Genomic DNA, 14,378 nt, shown 5'->3' with positions numbered 1-14,378 from the left:
GGGTGGTGTATAACCTACCAGCTAACACCAATAAACTCGCCGCTGGCGTCGGCACTGCCGATGGCAAAAAACTACCCGCTGGCAGTCTGCAAGGCCGCACTGATTTTGGTGCTCCCGGTTTTGGCGGCGCCTGCCCACCGATGGGAGATAAACCGCACCGCTACATTTTTACCCTACACGCACTCAAGACCGACAAGCTTGAGGTTCCCGCAGATGCGACTGCAGCCCTGATCGGCTATATGATCAACGCCAACCGCATCGAACAAGCCAGCTTTACCGCTTACTACGGACGCTAATCACTCCAAAGGCGCGGGCATTTCCATAGCCCGCGCCGATTCGTTGGACAGCATCCGCCCGCGCGCCTAGAATGGCGCCCTTTTTCCAACCCACCCTCCAGCGCAGGTAAAACAATGGGCAACAAAACCGCTCTTTATGCCACCCATCAAGCCATGGGCGGCAAACTCGTGGACTTTGGCGGCTGGGATATGCCACTTCACTACGGCTCGCAAATCGAAGAGCACCATAAGGTGCGCCAATCGGCGGGCATGTTTGATGTATCCCACATGACCGTGGTGGATGTGACCGGTAGCGATGCCAAAGCCTACCTGCAATACCTACTCGCCAATGACGTGGCCAAGCTGGACTCTCTGCTCGGCAAAGCGCTCTACAGCGGTATGCTCAACCATGAAGGTGGTGTGATTGACGACTTGATCGTCTACAACCTTGGCGACTGGTATCGCGTAGTAGTCAATTGCAGCACGCGCGAAAAAGACCTCGCCTGGATGAATGAGGTAGCGGAAAAATTCTCGGTAGCTATCACCGAGCGCCCTGAATTGGCGATGATCGCGGTACAAGGCCCAGAGGCGATCCGCATCGCCTCATCCTTGGTAAGCGCAGAACAAGCAGCAGTGATTGCCAGCCTGACGATTTTCCAAGGCTTACCAGCGGGTGATTTATTTATTGGCCGCACCGGCTATACCGGCGAAGACGGTTTGGAAATTATGTTGCCTAGCGAGAAAGCACCCGCTTTCTGGCAAGCGCTGGCCGATGCAGGCGTCGCACCTTGCGGTTTGGGCGCACGCGACACCCTGCGTCTGGAAGCGGGCATGAATTTGTACGGCCATGAAATGGATGAAGGTGTATCACCACTTGCCGCCAATATGGGCTGGACTATTGCATGGCAACCAGCAGAGCGTGACTTTATCGGTCGCACCGTTTTGGAAGCGCAAAAAGCAGCAGTATCCACCCAAAAACTGGTGGGATTGGTATTGCGCGAGCGCGGCGTACTGCGCGCCGAGCAAATTGTGAGTGTCGACGGCAGCGATGAAAAAGGCGTAATCACCAGCGGGACATTTTCGCCCAGCTTGGGCTATTCTATTGCTTTAGCGCGCGTACCTCGCAATATCGGCAGCCACTGCCAAGTGGAAATGCGCGGCAAGCAAGTAACGGTTGAAGTAGTAGCACCTAACTTTGTACGCAACGGCAAAGCGGTTATCTGAATCTAAAAAGTAAATTGTTAAAAATTCTTACCGGAACATTCATAGGAAAAACATCATGAGCGATATTCGCAAAGAACTGAAATATTTGAGCAGCCACGAGTGGGCACGCGTTGAAGAAGATGGCACCGTCACTATTGGTATTACCGATCACGCGCAAGATGCACTGGGTGACGTTGTATTCGTAGAAACTCCGGAAGTAGGTTCACGCGTTGCCGTTGGTGAAGAAGCTGGCGTAGTGGAATCGGTCAAAGCAGCATCCGACATTTACACCTTGGTTTCTGGCGAAGTAATTGCCGTTAACGAAGCATTGCAAGATGCACCGGAAACCGTTAACAGCTCACCCTACGACGACGGTTGGTTTTTCCGTGTTCAGCCTGATGATTTGTCAGAGCTGGAAGAAGCACTCGATGCAGCTGAATATCGTGAACTGTTGGAAAGCGACGAATAATTTTATCGTCAGCATTCACAGATACGACCAATAAAAAACGCGGCTGAGGCCGCGTTTTTTATTGTTGTACATCTACAACAAAACTTACATCGCCGAACGAATTTCGCTTTGGATCGTTTTAATATCGCGCGGCCAAGGACCCGCATCGCGCTGGGCAGCAGGTAAGCCAGCAATCGCCTGACGCGCTTGCGCTGAGCTAGCGTAGCGCCCTGCAATTACCACAAACCAATCTTTGCCAGCACGTTTACTTTTGAATACCAGCAAGTCTTTTTTATTAGCTTGCGCTGCCACAAAATCGCGCGCCGCCTTCTCGTTGCTCACACCCAATAGCTGAATGGTAAATTCATTCGGCTTCCACGTCAGGATATTGCGCTCCTGTGTGCTACCACTTGCCGCTGTTGCAACTTGCGGTTTTGCTGTCGGCTTCGCAACTTCAGGTTTGGGCGCCGCTTTTACTTCTGCGGGCTGGGATTGAGCACTCTGCACTGGCGTTGAGTTAACTTGCGGTTGCGCCACAGGAACAGAGGCGGCTACCGGAGTTGACTCCACTTTCTGCGGCTGCGCTGTTGGCAACTGCGCTAAAGGAACCACTTTTTCCCTCGGGAAATCATCGCTGGCATTAACGGCGGTCGACGCGGCTGTCGTTTGTGCTGGTTGCGCGCTCTGAGTAGCAGGTTGAGGCTGCTGGTTTGGCTGCACCGGTTGCGGCAAGGATTGCATTAAGGGTTGCACCGGTGTTTGCGTAGATGCCAATTCCCGATTGCTATCAGTTGCGCTCGTTGCTTGTGGCGCAGATGAAGCAACCGCAGGTTGTGGTGCAGATTGTTGCGCTGGTTGCGGCACTAATCCGGGAACAGGTGTAGAAGTTGCGACTGGCGCACTACTGGATTCAGCGACCTCATCTTCATCGCCCATATATAAAAAGACCACCCCAACCACTGCAATGAGCATGGAGATAGCAACTATGTGTACAACCGGAAGAGGACGTTTATGCGAACGCGCAGCTGGTGTTACTGATTCAAGCAAACGCTCCTGGGCCAGTTCGTGCAGCACATTCAATTGTCCACGCGTCTGGCGCCACCATGGATCAACCATAGCTTCGGTAAAAATTTCTGGTCCGAGGTAATCCGCCATTTCCATGCGAAAATTCAAGTAATCAACCGTTTCCAGCAAACCAAATGGCTGCACTTGAAAATCATTGATCAATAAACTTTCCGGGCTCAAGCGATCCAAACGCGGCATCAATTCAGGCTCGGCAAAGAGCGCAAGGTGCAGACGATTTTGTTGCGGGAAATTACTGAGCAGGGAGGCAAGAACTGAGATCGACTGATCATCTAACAGATGCGCATTATCCAGCACTACAACAGCAAGACCATCGTCCTCTGTCACCGCCTCTTCAGCGATAAATGCCTCAAGGCTCGCTAATAGATTTTCAGTTGAAGGATCGCCATTGGTATCAATACCAAACGACTGAATGATCGATAATAAAATCTGCTCCAGACTTTGGCCCGAACTCAAACTCAGAAAACAAATTTGATCCTGATCGGACAGCGAATCCATAAACGCATGGGCAATACGGGTTTTACCAACACCATATTCACCCAACACCGTCACAACACTATTGCTGAATTGGCACAGGTGTAAAAGCTGGTCTAAAAGTTGGCGACGACCTGCGCCGGTAAATAGCGGGAACGAGTAATCATGTGCAAAAGGATCTTCCGACAAACCGTAACGCTGACGATAATCAGCTAACAACTTATCTTCAGCCTGATCATCATCCGACTCAGCAAACAAATAGCCTTGTTGTGAATCGCCGTGGTCGAGCAGACGGCTATCCGGCTGGGCACGCAACGGTGGCTCTCTCGTCATGATCTAATTCTCTCGTATCCTATTTCGTTAATTCGCTTTGCATGCATCAAAAGTGGCTTGGAGCATATCTGCATCAATATCACTGGTGATAATGGCTTTACCCATCGACTCCAATAACACCAGACGCAGGCGACCATCCAATACTTTCTTATCGACACCCATTAGTTCCATAAATTGCGTGGGGGTCATATCGGCAGGTGCTTTTACCGGTAAATTTGCGCGCTGCAATAGATTAATTGTACGCGCCAATTCTTCTTCACTGATCGCGCCGCGCCGCCAGGATAAATCTGCCGCCATCACCATTCCGGCAGCAACGGCTTCGCCATGTAACCAATTGCCGTATCCTTGCGCGGTTTCAATCGCGTGACCAAAGGTGTGACCCAAATTCAAAATGGCACGCAAACCGCCTTCACGCTCATCTTGTGCAACCACATCAGCTTTATTTTCACAGGAGCGTTTTACTGCGTAAGCAAGCGCTTCCAAATCGCCTGCAAGCAATGCATCCATATTGTTTTCTAACCAGACGAAAAATTCGTAGTCAGAAATTAATCCGTACTTAACAATTTCAGCAATGCCAGCTGACAGCTCACGCGGAGGAAGTGTCGTCAACAAAGAGGTATCGGCAAGCACACACTGCGGCTGATAAAAAGCGCCTATCATATTTTTGCCGAGCGGATGATTTACACCGGTTTTACCACCAACCGATGAGTCCACCATCGACAACAAGGTTGTCGGAATCTGGATAAAATCAACACCGCGCTGATAGCAGGCTGCAGCAAACCCTGTCATATCCCCCACAACACCACCACCTAATGCGATCAAGGTTGTGGTGCGGTTATGACGGGCACTGAGCAACTTGTCAAAAATACTGCCCCACACTTCCAGGGTCTTATAACTTTCGCCATCCGGCAATATCACGCTATCGACTTGATATTTGCTGAGCACATTACACAGCTTATCAAGATATAGCGGCGCTACAGTCTCATTGGTAACCACGCAAACTTGTCGACCGCGAATGTGCTGCCCAAGCAAATCCGGCTGGGACAATAATTGTTCGCCAATATAAATTGGATAACTGCGGTCATCCAGATTAACGGTTAAAACCTGCATAAAATGAGCCTTTTACGAAGACATACGAAATCAGCCGCACTTTATCACAAAGCACGAACTGATATCAGAGAGGAAGAGTTATGAGGTGTTATGCGCTCTTTAGCTACGCAATATGAACGAGGTAAAATTAGCGAATCACTAACTAAAGAATTAGCGCACTAGACTAGGCATCTTGCACCAAGGATGCAATTTCTTGAGCAACCGCCTTGGGTGAGCGACGATCAGTATTAACGACAAAATCAGCCGCATCTTGATAAAGGGGATCGCGCAGGGCAACTAGATCAATAATTTTTTGGCGCGGATTATCCACCTGCAGCAACGGGCGTTTTTTATCACGGGCAGTACGCTCGACCAACTGATCGATAGATGCTGTGAGATAACAAACAAAACCTGAAGCCTTCATTATTTCCCGGTTTTGCGGACGCAGTACAATTCCACCACCAGTCGCAATGACAGCATCACGCTCGTTGGCCAGCTCTGACAATACAGCAGTCTCTCGCTCACGAAAGCCCTCTTCACCTTCCATATCAAAGATCCACGGAATATCCGCCCCCGTGCGCTCTTCAATAACACGATCACTATCGCGAAAACTGAGATTTAATTCGGCAGCCAACAATCGGCCTATTGTAGATTTGCCGGCCCCCATGGGGCCGACAAGAAAGACATTGGGTTTACGCATTAGTTTGAAAGAGTTTCCGACATCAACTTGGGAGTAACAAAAATCAACAATTCAGTTTTGAATTGGCTATCTACAGTACGCTTGAAGAGACGACCGAGATAAGGAATATCACCTAACACAGGCACTTTAGTTTCGCCTTTTGTTCCCTCAAGAGAGAACACGCCACCGAGAACAACCGTTTGACCATTATTAACCAAAACCTTAGTCTCCAAGCGAGTAATATCTACCGTAGGAACACCCGTCTCCGTAACTTGACCGATAGAGTCTTTCCAAACGATCAAATCCATAATGATGCGATTATCTGGAGTGATTTGCGGGGTAACCTCTAACTTCAAAACCGCCTCACGGAAACCGGTTGTCGTGCCGCCGCTAGGAGCAGTTTCCTGATAGCCAATCTCTTTACCTGACTTAATTATCGCCAACTGCTTATCACTAGTAATAACTTTTGGCTGAGACACGATTTCAGCGTAACCCGATGTTTCCAGCGCACTCAACTCCAAATCAAGATAAGTGTTATCAGTAAGAATACCAATTGCAGCTGTAGCGGCATTAGTATTATTGACAGCAAAATCAACCGCATTATTTTCAGTGATATTTAGAGAATTATCAGTGTCGCCGGGTGCAGGATGCCACCATGAATATGGACTGGTTCCATCCTCATCATCCAAGCCTTCCTGAGAACCTGCAAAATCAATAATTCTATTATTGTTAGCATTAAAACCAACGCCACCCCACCGAACTCCGAGCTCTCGCTCAAAATCGGTATTGGCGATGACAATGCGTGCTTCAATCATCACTTGGCGAATTGGAATATCAATCTGATCAACCAATCGCTTAAACGCTTCAATACGCTCAGCTGTATCTGTAATAATGATTGAGTTAGTGCGTTCATCAACCACACCTTGTCCACGCTCAGACAGCACACTACCAGTAGCACGACTACCACCTTGCCCGCCACCTGTGCCGCCGCTACCGCCGTTACTTTCACCACGAAACAGTTCAAACATCTCTTTGGCATTGGCATAGCGAACACGAATGTATTCAGTTCTTAAGGGTGCCAGCTCTTCTAGTTGCTTTTTAGTGGTAATTTCCTGGCGCTCACGCTCTGCAATTTCTGCAGCAGGGGCGACCATTAACACATTACCTACCTGCCGCTTATCAAGCCCTTTGTTTTTAAGCACCATCTCCAACGCTTGATCCCAAGGGACATTTTGCAGCCTCAAAGTGATGCGCCCTTGAACAGTGTCACTAGCTACTAAATTCAGCTCAGTAAAGTCTGCAATAATTTGCAATACTGCGCGCACTTCAATGTCTTGGAAATCCAATGAAAGTTTTTCACCTGTATATTCGAAATCCTTTTTCTTCTCTTGCTTCTCCTGCTCCGTAAGTGGTTTGATACTTACTACATATTCATTATCAGTTTGATAAGCAAGGTAGTCGAAGTCCCCTCCTGCACTAATATTCAATACCGAGTTTTCACCCTCTTGAGTTGCACTTACCAAAGATACAGGCGTCGCAAAGTCGACCACATCAAGACGACGACGCAACTCCGGAGGTAGCCATGCATCTCTAAAGGATAATTTAACACCCGCACCAGTTCCCACCATGTCCGCACTAACTTTAGGGTTAGACAAAGTTACTATGACACGCCCTTCACCCGTAGTGCCACGCCGAAAATCAATGTTGGTAATTTTGGTCTGATTTCCGATAGCATCATGGTCTTTGAGAGGGGACTTGGTTGCAACCTCTACGGCTGGACGCATAGGGTGACTGCTATCGCCACCTTTGGCTGCACCCACCTCAACAATAAAACTGTTACCGTCTGTGCGAGTAGTGTAAGAGGCCAAATCATTAAGATTCAATATGAGACGAGTACGCCCTTCACTAGTCAAAACCATTGCACTCTGACCATTATCAACAGCCAGAGGAAAACGGCGCTCTTTCAATCCGCTTACTACCTCCGGAAAATCCAACACTATACGCGCCGGTTTTTCTATAGTGTATCCTTTGGGCTCAAGAGGCGGAGAATCAAATGCCATACGCACTTCAAAGCGCTCACCTGGCAATTGAAAAAAATTAATTTCTTTTAGCGTGCTGGCAGACGCTAAGGGCGACAAAACAAAACTGATCAATGCCACAACAAATTTACGCATATTCAACCCCGGAGTGAATAGAGCACGCATGTCCGCTTATTCCTTCTCTTCTAATTTAATAATTCTGGGACGTTCAACCCAACCATTGGAACCATCACCCACAATCTCCATCACTTCGATTTGAGATGAACTGGTAGATATGATTTTGCCGTGGTTCATCCCCAAGTAATTGCCAATCGTTGCAGGTACAACGCTATTCGCACCGTCATCAATAAGCGCCCACAACTGACCGCCTTTACTAATCGTACCGACCATTTTTAGTGAGGTAATATTAAATCCCTCAAGAAATTCTTTCTCTCTGGTTAAATCTGGCGCAACCGCTCGCCCCCCTTTTGCAGCGGACTCATCCGCTGGAATTGGTTTTTCAAATGGGCTACGCAATGTCATAGCACTGTATGTAAACGGCTGATATGGACTAAATGTCGGCAAAGGTTCAATTTGCCCCTTCGGACGACGCTTGGTCTCCTCCATAAAATTAACCAAATCCTGTTGTGATGACTGACCACAACCAACAAGCAGCAACATACAAATTAACTGTGAAATTAACAGTGACCGTTTCATTTTGTCGCGGCCTCCTGTGATTTATAGCGATACGTCTTAGCCAATATCTTCATACTTAATATTTTATTTTCTTTGGAAGATGTAATGGAAAAATCATGTAGAGTGACAATGCGAGGCATACCTGCCACTCCACTCACAAACCCACCCATATCGTGATAGCCACCTTCGGCGGAAATATTAATCGGGACCTCAATGTAATACTCTGCAACAACATCAGGCTGGAAATTTATATTAATATTAGTAAGGCCACTTTCACTCCCTCTGGTACCGATATCCTCCAACAACCCCGGCACCTCAGTCTTGGCAGGCAATCGAGACAACAAAGAATCAAAGGTAACTTTCATCTCTTCCATCTGAGCCTTGTATGCATCCAAGTTCGCAGCTTCAAAACTGCGTTTTTCAAAGGTTCCTCGAAGAGCTGTCTCCTCAGCGGTTACTGATTCCAACTCAAGATTCAAATCACTGATTTTAAAATAATAGGTTCCTGCAAAAACCAGAATAACAAGGAGCAGGCACACAAACACTTTGGCAGGCCAAGGCCAAACGCCGATTTTTTCAAAATCAATATTATTAACATCAAACTCTTTCAGCTGCTCAAGAGAGTCTTGTAATGACATTTATTTAGCCCCCGCTGCAGATTTTGCGGATTCAGCAGCCATATCAACTGGCGCAGATGTCTCAACTGTCATCTTGAATTTACTAGCATCCTCACCTTCTTCAGGCGCGGCATCAACTGATATTAAATTATGCGATGCATACCAATCAGAGGCCTCTAGATTACGCAAGAAACTCGCAATACGATTGTAAGATTCCGCAACGCCTTCAATAGTCACTATATTGCCTTTACGCTCCGCCAAATTAATCCAGACCCCATCAGGTATTGCTCTAGCCAACTCATCGAAATAGCGAACAATAACCGGACGAGTTCCTTCCAAATCAGTGATAACTTTAATTCGCGCTAGCAAATCATCACGTACTTTTTTAATTTCACTAATTTCTTTTACCTGGGCATCCAGCTTGGCAATTTCCTGTTTCAGCAACTGATTGCGCGCAGTCTGGTTTTCAATTGCAGATTGCACACTCGACACCCAAAGATATGCACCAAAAACAGCAACCAATCCAACACCGGCAATAATGCCGAGGAACTCACGTTTTTTCTCTTGCCGATAGGCCTCGCGCCAAGGCAATAAGTTAATCTTGGCCATTAATCAAAACTCCTCATCGCCAAACCGGTAACAATCATTAACGCGGGAGCATCATTGGCAAGCGACACCGCATTGACTCGTGATGAGACCGACATGCGCGCAAAGGGATTTGCAACTACCGTTTGGGTGCCCAACTTTTCTTCGATCAAACCAACCAATCCCTCTAATGAGGCGACACCGCCAGCGAGAATAATGTAATCAACATCATTGTATTGGCTGGCAGAAAAGAAGAATTGGAGCGAACGAGTAACCTGCTGAACCACAGCATCTTTAAAAGGTGTCAGCACTTCCATTTCGTAATCGTCTGGTAAGCCGCCCTGCTTCTTGGCAAGACCCGCTTCTTCGCGAGAAAGGCCATAGCGACGCTGGATTTCCTCGGTTAGCTGGCGACCACCAAATAATTGCTCACGGGTGTATACAGTTTTGCCATCCACCAGCACACTGAGAGTGGTCATGGTGGCGCCTATATCGATAATCGCTACCACTTGCCCTTCTTGATCCTCCAATTGCTCAGCGATCAACTCAAAGGCGCGCTCCATACAATAAGCTTCGATATCTACTTTTTCGGCGATTAAATCGGAATCTGCCAACACCTGCTGGCGAACCTCAACGTTTTCGCGGCGGCATGCGGCGAGCAGCACTTCAACCTGATCCGGATTACGCGGAGAAATGCCCTGCACTTCAAAGTCCAGCGCAACCTCTTCGAGGGGGAAGGGAATATATTGATCTGCTTCGGCAGCGATCTGGCTTTCCATGGCGTCGTCATTCAAGTCGATAGGCATGTCGATCATTTTGGTGATCACCGCCGAACCGGCAACAGCAACAGCGGCATGCTTCAACTTGGTCTTGGATTGCTTAACCATAGACTTAACGACCTCCGCCACGGCGACGGGGTCAGCAATGTTTTTTTCCACCACCGCGTTGGGCGGCAGGGCTTTTACGGTATAGGACTCAACACGATAGCGGTCGCCGCTACGGCTCAGTTCAAGCAATTTCACCGAGGTGGAGCTGATATCCAGCCCGACAACCGGCTTTGCCTTCTTTTCCAGGAAATTTAAAATGCCCATTTTTCTATCTATATCCGTAACTTAGACGTTGTTTATGTTATAGCACTTTAACTTAAGCCTGCAACAAACCGATGAATATGTAAACAGGCAAAAAGCCCGTATAATGCCCGCCACCTGCGGCGACCCGCGCTAACTCATTAATTCACATAGAAAAAATGTTCAGTAAAAAATCCTTCTTCGGCATTATTTTCTGGCTGTTACTGGCCGGCTTCAGCGTTACCTTGGTGACATTCGCCGGACTCTATCTTTATTTAAGCCCTAAGTTGCCATCAGTCGAATCATTAAGAGAGGTTAAATTACAGACCCCTTTGAGGGTTTATTCAAGCGACGGCAAGCTGATTGGTGAATTTGGAGAACAGCGTCGCACTCCGCTGACCTATAACCAGATACCGCCTCTTTATATAAAAGCACTCCTCTCCGCCGAAGATGCAGAGTTCTTCGAGCATCATGGAGTTTCTCTAAAAGGCATGTTGCGCGCCGCATCACAAATTCTGAAGTCAGGCGCCATCCAATCTGGCGGAAGTACTATCACTCAACAGTTGGCGCGTGATTTCTTTCTCACTCGCAAGCAAATCTTCTCACGCAAGTTTAACGAAATCCTCTTATCCCTTGAAATTGAAAGAAAATTCACCAAGGAAGAAATTCTTGAATTGTTCAACAACAAAATGTTCTTTGGCAACCGCGCCTACGGTCTCCAAGCGGCCGCACAAATCTATTACGGCAAGGACATCCATCAACTGAGTGTCGCCCAATACGCCATGATCGTCGGCGTGCTAAAAGCACCTTCTGCCTACAATCCGCTCGCCAACCTCAAGCGGGCGATGATTCGCCGCAACTGGATCATCGGGCGTATGTACGAGTTGCGCCATATCGACCAAGCAACCTACGAAGCGGCGATCAACGAACCCAACACCGCCAGCTACCACGGCACCACGCTGGATGTACAAGCACCTTATATTTCCGAGATGGCGCGTCAGGAAGTGCTTGATCGCTTTGGCGACAAGGCTTACACCGACGGCTACAAGGTGTACACCAGTGTTGATAGCGCCATGCAAGCAACCGCGCAGGCTGCGGTGTTAAAAGGTCTATTGAGTTATGACCAGCGGCACGGGTATCGCGGCCCCGAGTTACGCCTCAAACCTTCCGCTGATACCGACCTGCTCGATTGGCAAGATCAGCTACAAGACATCACCCCCTTAGGCGGGCAAGAGCCGGCAGCAGTGGTGGATGCGGGTGAAAAATCCCTGCGGGTGCTATTAAGTAATGGGGATTTTGTGGAGCTGGGCTGGGAGCAAGGTCTATCCAGTGTCCGCCCTTACATTACCGAAGACAGCCGCGGCGCAGCCTACAAGACAGTTAGCGAGTTTTTAAAGCCCGGTGATGTAGTGCGCATCACCAAAGATAACGACGACCAGTGGCACTTTAGCCAAGTACCGGCCATTCAGGCGGCACTGGTATCGCTTGATCCTATGGATGGCGCCATCCGCTCATTGGTTGGCGGACTGGACTTCAACCAAAGTCACTACAACCGCGCAACCCAAGGCTCGCGCCAGCCAGGTTCCAGCTTCAAGCCACTGATCTACACAGCTGCATTGGAGAATGGCTTTACACCGGCTTCTATTATTAATGATGCTCCGATCGTAATCGAAAACACCGGTACCGGCGTCGCTTGGCGACCAGAGAATGACGATGGCAAATTTACCGGCCCGATGCGCCTGCGCCAAGCGCTCTATCGCTCGCGAAATCTGGTATCGATTCGTCTGTTACGCAGCATCGGCATGCAAACGGCACTCGATAGCCTTGCCCGCTTTGGCTTCAATCCCAAGGAATTCCCACGCGACCTGACACTGGCGCTGGGCACCCATGCGCTCACCCCCATCCAAATGGCAACCGCATACGCCAGTTTTGCTAATGGCGGTTTCAAAGTTGACCCTTATTTGGTTACCCGCATTGAAGATGGTACAGGCAAGGTTGTTTATGAGGCCACTCCAAAACGGGTGTGCAAAGAGTGTGATAACAATCAGGTTCGCTACGCCGAAGATGGTTCCATCTTGCCATCAACTCCCAGTATGGACAGCAGCCAGCGTGCACCGCGCATTATCGACGCCCGTATCGCCTACTTAATCGACTCAATGCTGCGCGATGTTGTCGATAAAGGTACCGGACGCCTGGCAAAACAACTGGGACGCAACGATATCGCCGGTAAAACCGGTACCACCAACGGCCCGCGCGATAGCTGGTTCTCCGGCTATAACCCCAATATCGCCACCAGCGTATGGGTTGGCTTTGATGCGAACACCCTGTTGGGGCGCAAAGAATTCGGCAGCTCGGCGGCATTGCCAATGTGGATCGACTTTATGCGTATCGCGCTGGAAGGCGTGCCCGACCAACTCGCACGCCAGCCAGAGGGCATAGTGACGGTTCGCATCAATTCCGATACAGGCAAGCCAGCAATGCCGGGCGATCCGGATGCAATCTTTGAAGTGTTTTTAGGGGAAGATACCGGCCGCACATCTGCCGCCGGCAATGAAACAACTGAGCAGGCAACCCTGCCGGAAGAGCTGTTCTAAATCATTTAACGCGCGATCACGCTCATGGACGAGGGTGATCGCAGCTGCATTACCAGCGGTTTGAATTGTTGAGGTGCTTTTGAATTTGGCCGAGGCTTCGATTTTTGCGGCCTGATCCAACCGCGCAATTCCATCTCCCTACCCTTCAACGCCAGCCAATCGGATTTTTGATAGGCAAACGCCGACCAATCCTTCTTGGCAACTCGCGCTACCAGCTTGCCCTCAAACTCCAACCAGACAGCAGAATTGATACTCACTTTGGTGATGCGGCCGCGCACCAGACGAAAGCCGGTTTCATCATTACGCATAGACTTGGTCGGCAAAGGCTGCCAATAACTATTGCGCCACATGCCAGGTGATTGCTTGCGCGCAGCACGCTCAGCATCAGCCAAACATTGCGCCTGGGCAGCATTAGGTGGCACCGCGACCTGCATCGCCATACCAGAGCGCAACTGTGCTACCGCCAAACTACGTCCGCGCGCGTCATATACATGGGCCAATAGACGCCCGTAATGATCCTTAACTTCCCGTTCGAATCCCAAACGAACCCTTCCCTTACTCGCATCGACAAACGCTTGCGCCGCTGCACGCGATTCACGTCCAAGCGGCTGGCCAGCTTTACTGCCGTGGGTAATCTCGGGCGCATTGATACCCAGCACCCGCACCGAGCGACCATCTTGCAACTTCAAGGTATCGCCATCTGACACTCGCGCAACCGTAAAAAGTTCGCCCGCAGGGATACCGCATTCAGCAAATACAGGATGCGCAAATAACAGGCATAAAAAAACGCCGGAAATTTTCATTCCCGGCGTTTTTACTAGCGATGCTAGCAGAGGGCGAAGCAAGAAAATTAGTCTTTCTTGGCGCCACCGATGCGGCTGCCGAAACGCTTGGTGAAGCGATCGATACGGCCACCGGTATCAACAACTTTTTGCTTGCCAGTGTAGAACGGGTGGCAAGCACCGCATACGTCAACGTGCAGGGCTTTGCCCAAAGTTGAACGGGTAGAGAAGTTGTTGCCGCAGCTGCAGGTTACTGCTACGTCAACGTAATTTGGATGAATATCTGCTTTCATGATGAATGCCTTGTGTGAGCTGCGCCGCCACCCGGTCAGTTGCCGAGCACCGCACATAGGTTTAAAAACGGCTGTTTTTGGGAGCGGCGATACTACCAGAAAACCATAGGCACGCAACTGAAAAGCGCCATTTCGCCCAAAA

At 49.3% G+C, this 14,378-nt stretch carries 14 protein-coding genes; 4 read left to right on the top strand and 10 right to left on the bottom strand.

Going from position 1 to position 14,378, the window contains the following annotated elements:
• The 3 genes from AAGC78_RS01785 to gcvH form a co-directional block, all read left to right on the top strand.
• A partial coding sequence (locus tag AAGC78_RS01785) for a YbhB/YbcL family Raf kinase inhibitor-like protein (protein WP_435782312.1) occupies positions 1–296 on the top strand: 296 nt, incomplete at its 5' end.
• Positions 297–410: 114 nt separating this feature from the next.
• Entirely contained in the window at positions 411–1,499 is a 1,089-nt protein-coding gene (gene gcvT, locus AAGC78_RS01780) for a glycine cleavage system aminomethyltransferase GcvT (RefSeq protein ID WP_435782311.1), read from the top strand.
• A 55-nt stretch (positions 1,500–1,554) separates the two neighbouring features.
• Complete coding sequence (gcvH, locus tag AAGC78_RS01775; RefSeq protein ID WP_435782310.1) at positions 1,555–1,947, top strand: glycine cleavage system protein GcvH; 393 nt, start codon at positions 1,555–1,557, stop codon at positions 1,945–1,947.
• 84 nt (positions 1,948–2,031) lie between these two features.
• On the opposite strand, the gene AAGC78_RS01770 is transcribed toward gcvH, so the two are convergent.
• The 8 genes from AAGC78_RS01770 to AAGC78_RS01735 all read right to left on the bottom strand — a co-directional run bounded on the left by AAGC78_RS01770 (position 2,032) and on the right by AAGC78_RS01735 (position 10,591).
• Entirely contained in the window at positions 2,032–3,816 is a 1,785-nt protein-coding gene (locus AAGC78_RS01770; protein ID WP_435782309.1) for an AAA family ATPase, read from the bottom strand.
• A 27-nt stretch (positions 3,817–3,843) separates the two neighbouring features.
• Positions 3,844–4,926, bottom strand: a complete 1,083-nt coding sequence (gene aroB, locus AAGC78_RS01765) for a 3-dehydroquinate synthase (RefSeq protein WP_435782308.1) — start codon at positions 4,924–4,926, stop codon at positions 3,844–3,846.
• Between the two features lie 163 nt (positions 4,927–5,089).
• Positions 5,090–5,605 carry a shikimate kinase AroK gene (aroK, locus tag AAGC78_RS01760; RefSeq protein ID WP_435782307.1) on the bottom strand — a complete coding sequence of 172 codons (516 nt, stop codon included), beginning with the start codon at positions 5,603–5,605 and terminating at the stop codon, positions 5,090–5,092.
• Entirely contained in the window at positions 5,605–7,758 is a 2,154-nt protein-coding gene (locus tag AAGC78_RS01755) for a type IV pilus secretin PilQ (protein WP_435782306.1), read from the bottom strand. The genes aroK and AAGC78_RS01755 overlap by 1 nt, the downstream gene beginning before the upstream one ends.
• 36 nt (positions 7,759–7,794) lie before the next feature.
• Complete coding sequence (locus AAGC78_RS01750; protein ID WP_435782305.1) at positions 7,795–8,319, bottom strand: pilus assembly protein PilP; 525 nt, start codon at positions 8,317–8,319, stop codon at positions 7,795–7,797.
• Entirely contained in the window at positions 8,316–8,936 is a 621-nt protein-coding gene (locus AAGC78_RS01745; protein WP_435782304.1) for a type 4a pilus biogenesis protein PilO, read from the bottom strand. Before AAGC78_RS01745 ends, AAGC78_RS01750 begins: the two co-directional genes overlap by 4 nt.
• The gene (locus AAGC78_RS01740) at positions 8,937–9,524 is read right to left on the bottom strand and encodes a PilN domain-containing protein (protein WP_435782303.1); all 588 of its coding nucleotides are present in this window, start codon (positions 9,522–9,524) and stop codon (positions 8,937–8,939) included.
• A complete protein-coding gene (locus AAGC78_RS01735) occupies positions 9,524–10,591 on the bottom strand; it encodes a pilus assembly protein PilM (RefSeq protein WP_435782302.1) in 1,068 nt (355 codons plus the stop codon). The genes AAGC78_RS01740 and AAGC78_RS01735 overlap by 1 nt, the downstream gene beginning before the upstream one ends.
• A 155-nt stretch (positions 10,592–10,746) precedes the next feature.
• Here AAGC78_RS01735 and AAGC78_RS01730 point away from each other — a divergent pair, with 155 nt between their 5' ends.
• Positions 10,747–13,161 carry a penicillin-binding protein 1A gene (locus AAGC78_RS01730; protein WP_435782301.1) on the top strand — a complete coding sequence of 805 codons (2,415 nt, stop codon included), beginning with the start codon at positions 10,747–10,749 and terminating at the stop codon, positions 13,159–13,161.
• A gap of 5 nt (positions 13,162–13,166) precedes the next feature.
• On the opposite strand, the gene AAGC78_RS01725 is transcribed toward AAGC78_RS01730, so the two are convergent.
• Positions 13,167–14,006: a thermonuclease family protein gene (locus AAGC78_RS01725; protein ID WP_435782300.1), complete on the bottom strand. Its 840-nt coding sequence runs from the start codon at positions 14,004–14,006 to the stop codon at positions 13,167–13,169.
• A gap of 5 nt (positions 14,007–14,011) precedes the next feature.
• A complete protein-coding gene (gene rpmE, locus AAGC78_RS01720; protein WP_435782299.1) occupies positions 14,012–14,236 on the bottom strand; it encodes a 50S ribosomal protein L31 in 225 nt (74 codons plus the stop codon).
• Positions 14,237–14,378: the final 142 nt, after the last annotated feature.

It is taken from the genome of Cellvibrio sp. (assembly GCF_039207905.1).
GTDB lineage: Bacteria > Pseudomonadota > Gammaproteobacteria > Pseudomonadales > Cellvibrionaceae > Cellvibrio.
Note: the sequence above shows the minus strand (reverse complement) of the source record. Positions and strands in the feature narration are given on the sequence as shown.

Coding starts and splice junctions, on each gene's coding strand:
- rpmE (WP_435782299.1), bottom strand. CDS start 14,236: ATGAAAGCAGATATTCATCCAAATTACGTTGACGTAGCAGTAACCTGC.
- AAGC78_RS01735 (WP_435782302.1), bottom strand. CDS start 10,591: ATGGGCATTTTAAATTTCCTGGAAAAGAAGGCAAAGCCGGTTGTCGGG.
- AAGC78_RS01740 (WP_435782303.1), bottom strand. CDS start 9,524: ATGGCCAAGATTAACTTATTGCCTTGGCGCGAGGCCTATCGGCAAGAG.
- aroB (WP_435782308.1), bottom strand. CDS start 4,926: ATGCAGGTTTTAACCGTTAATCTGGATGACCGCAGTTATCCAATTTAT.
- AAGC78_RS01730 (WP_435782301.1), top strand. CDS start 10,747: ATGTTCAGTAAAAAATCCTTCTTCGGCATTATTTTCTGGCTGTTACTG.
- aroK (WP_435782307.1), bottom strand. CDS start 5,605: ATGCGTAAACCCAATGTCTTTCTTGTCGGCCCCATGGGGGCCGGCAAA.
- gcvH (WP_435782310.1), top strand. CDS start 1,555: ATGAGCGATATTCGCAAAGAACTGAAATATTTGAGCAGCCACGAGTGG.
- AAGC78_RS01745 (WP_435782304.1), bottom strand. CDS start 8,936: ATGTCATTACAAGACTCTCTTGAGCAGCTGAAAGAGTTTGATGTTAAT.
- AAGC78_RS01755 (WP_435782306.1), bottom strand. CDS start 7,758: ATGCGTAAATTTGTTGTGGCATTGATCAGTTTTGTTTTGTCGCCCTTA.
- AAGC78_RS01750 (WP_435782305.1), bottom strand. CDS start 8,319: ATGAAACGGTCACTGTTAATTTCACAGTTAATTTGTATGTTGCTGCTT.
- AAGC78_RS01770 (WP_435782309.1), bottom strand. CDS start 3,816: ATGACGAGAGAGCCACCGTTGCGTGCCCAGCCGGATAGCCGTCTGCTC.
- gcvT (WP_435782311.1), top strand. CDS start 411: ATGGGCAACAAAACCGCTCTTTATGCCACCCATCAAGCCATGGGCGGC.